This window comes from Peribacillus sp. (genome assembly GCF_059453735.1).
This window is the reverse complement of the sequence record NZ_JAZVJO010000281.1, coordinates 1-3,430: the sequence shown is the minus strand read 5'-3', so window position 1 is coordinate 3,430 and position 3,430 is coordinate 1. Positions and strand designations below refer to the sequence as shown.

2 protein-coding genes are annotated in these 3,430 nt (G+C 37.6%); one reads left to right on the top strand and one right to left on the bottom strand.

The window, feature by feature from the left end; translation table 11 throughout:
* Window positions 1-111 precede the first annotated feature (111 nt).
* Window positions 112-1,488, top strand: coding sequence for a Mur ligase family protein (locus tag AC52RT_RS09045; protein ID WP_495540434.1), 1,377 nt, complete (start codon window positions 112-114; stop codon window positions 1,486-1,488).
* Window positions 1,489-1,530: 42 nt separating this feature from the next.
* Here the strand turns inward: AC52RT_RS09045 and AC52RT_RS09040 are convergent, their stop codons facing one another.
* On the bottom strand, window positions 1,531-2,634 hold the full coding sequence (locus AC52RT_RS09040; RefSeq protein ID WP_495540433.1) for a YheC/YheD family protein: 1,104 nt from the start codon (window positions 2,632-2,634) through the stop codon (window positions 1,531-1,533).
* Between the last annotated feature and the right edge of the window lie 796 nt (window positions 2,635-3,430).

Sequence of the window (3,430 nt, the reverse complement as noted above, 5' to 3'; positions counted from 1 at the left end):
AATGGTCTGTGCAGGGATGAACCAAAATGTAAAATGGGTGGTTTTAATGAAACGCTTTTTATCGCTTGGAAATAAGATAATACCAAATGATAAAAAGAGAGTTGGGTACTCATGAAAACATTGCAAGTTGATCAGGTGCTTCCGGTTTTGCAGGGGACTGTGGTATCAGGAGATCCTCATCAGTTAATTAAACATGTTGTAAGCCACCCGAGGCACCAAATAAAAAAACACTCCTTGATTTTCTTTGATTCCAAAAAGCGTTTTACTCTTCCGAAAGATTTAAGTACCTGTACATTAGTATCTTCACATGCCTCAGTTCTGAAGTTTATCGGAAAAGGGGTAACCATCATTAAGGTAGAAGCTCTTATGAAGTCTTATTGGGCATTTATTAAGTATTACCGCAGTCAATTTATCATCCCAGTAATTGGTGTAACAGGCACATCAGGAAAAACGACGACGAAGGAAATGATTGCTTCTATGCTTGGAGACAAAAAGGTCGTGAAAACGCTTCTTAGTCATAATGCGTTAGAACGAAATCTTCATTATTTAGTACAGTTTGATGAAGATACCGATGCCGCCGTGATGGAAATGGGGGTTGCCGGCCCAAATCAGCTTTGGCATTCCGCCCGGCATTTCCGGCCAACCATTGGGATCATTACCAAGATAAGTACCGATCATATGGAGGACTTTAAAAGTCAAGAAGCATATTTTAAAGAAAAAATCCAAATGCTTAATGCAGTTGGAGAGCACGGGACCATCATCTTGAACACCGACGACGAATATAGTCAACGCATCCCGCTCAAACAGTTTAAAGGCCGTATTCTTTTCTTTGGAAAAAGCACAAATGCTCATTTTCGGGCTGGTGAAATAGGCTTTAACCACGAAAGACATGGGATGGACTTTATTCTCTTCTACGGGAGACGTACATTTAATTGTTTTGTTCCAGGGTATGGAACTCATAATGTGTATAATGCCCTTGCAGCCTTTGCAGCGGTCACAGAAGCCGGTGTACCGATTGAAACGGCCATAGAACGGCTTAATGATTTTCGTCATGTCAGAAGTCACTTAGAGTTCCATAAAGGCATACGCAATTGTTTAGTAATTGATGATACCTGGAATACAAATACTACTTCTATTGAGGCAGCTCTTGAAGTACTAAGGGAAACCTCAAATGGAAAACGGACAGTTGCTGTATTAGGTAATGTCGCCGAGATGGGGGAACATACACTAATTGAACATCAGAAAATTGGTGAACTAGTTGTTGCCAATCAGACTGATGTCCTGATCACTGTCGGTAAAGATGCGAATCAAATTGGAGAGAAAGCTGCAGAATTAGGAATGAACGAATCACACATTCATCATGCCCGCAGTAAAAAAGAGCTCATGAAGCTATTAATCCGCTATGCTACCGAAGATAGTATCATTTTAATGAAGACGTCTATGCGAAGTTCCTATAAGGATGTCATGAAACAGCTGCTTAATCCTTGAATAAATATAAAAAAACTGCCAAAGGGAAAAATGGCAGTTTTTTTATGTTAAATCATACTTAGTAAACAAATAACCGGCATATTCGATCGGTGTCGAAAATATCGGAAGAAAATCTTTGTGTAAAATCTCTCCGTTTTTAATTAGGCCGCCAACATAATCACTGATAAAATTACATTCTACAAAATACGGTTTCCCTTTCTTGGTAACCCCAATATCAAATCCTAAATCGGCGATATGGGGATAAAATGTATTCAAGTATTCAGCAATATAAATCCCAAACGAAGCAATTTTACTCTCCAGAACTTCATAGGGAATAGATGGATTCGTGAATTCAGCGATCTCAGCAAGTCGATACGTCTTGCCGCCATGTGCACCATTTGTTAGATAATCATCACTTCCTGCAACCTTACACATGATGGCAGATACCTGAAAGATCCCGTGTTCATCTTTCTGAGCGGCGACTCGCATGTCAAAGGGTTTGTTATAGTATTTAGCAAGCGGAATATATTCCTGAATCAAATACTGCGTTTTTTCCATACGTGAAAAAATAATTTTCGAAGGAGTGTGTTTGAAAAAACGCTTTTTCAGCACTAAGCTACCTTTTATTTTATAAGAAAGCACCCAGCCATCTCGAGACTTTTCAAGCTTCATCGCACCTCGGCCGCATTCTCCGTAATTCGGCTTTAGAAACAATTTATCATACCTTTTCATCATCATGAGTAGCGTTTCAGGCGTTAGCAATTCAGTATGAGGCAGATAAGGCCGGAGGGAGAGATCACGATACAAAATCTGATGAATCGTGTATTTCTCTACATCATAATTGGGGACATTAAACACTTTAATCCCACTTTCCTGCAGAGAGCGGATATGTTTTTTAGAGGACGGCAAATAGTCTAAAACACGTGTGTATATGACCTTGGGTGAAGGGACGTTCATAAGAAAGTACCCATCATCACCCAATACATAGGCATCAATCGTATCTTGATTCGGTTTAATTTGAAACAATTTAAAATAGCAGGGAGTAATCCCAATCCGTTTAGCTGTTTGCTCAAAAATAGAAAACATTTCAGCGGTGTCTTTATCTGGATCAAGCATCTTATCATAATCGTTTTTAGGAATAACGATGCCAAGATAACGCGTATTCACATAAATCGACTCCTTAAAAAATAGACAGTATATGAATAACATATGAATCTTAAGAAGAATTGCCAAGGCAAATGGCTAAGCCTGGGAAAATAAAAAAGGGGTAACGGAATTCGTTTTTATATTCAATAATCGATTAAAACGTGCCCATAAAGCGCACTTAAAGATTAACTAGGGGTAACGTTCAAAACTTATCCAAAACACGCTGAAAGAGCTGTATGAGAATCTAAAGGATATCCGAACGGCATGATGGCAATAACTAATAAATAATGAGAATTTAATAAGTTAATGACATGAAATTCATATAAATTGGTTCCGTACACGGTAACCCAGTTAATTGTCAGTAAAAAGCTGAAAAGCAACTGAAATGAGTAGATAACTGGATTAAGGAATGCGGATTAAAAAACACGATAAAAACCCAATGATTACACTTAACGTGTTGGATACATTGGGTTTTGTTATAGCTGCTGAATGGCAGTTAACATAGCTGCAGTAAACTTGTTTAAAAAATGATCATCTCAAAAAAAATATTCTGTCTCAATATTAAGAGTATTCTTGTGATATGAGATATTATAGAGATAAAAAATACAACTTCCTATAATATATATTATGTTCGGGGCGTTGTATGAAATAGAATAAATGAATTGATCCCCCTACTCTATTCTATGTTTATAGCTGCTATTTTTACTTTTTTCAATATCAATGTAATTCACGCTATATTCGATGACATCATTGATGAATAAATGATGGCTCTTCGCAAATTCTTTCAAGTTCGCCAACAATTCCTGATCGTACGTTG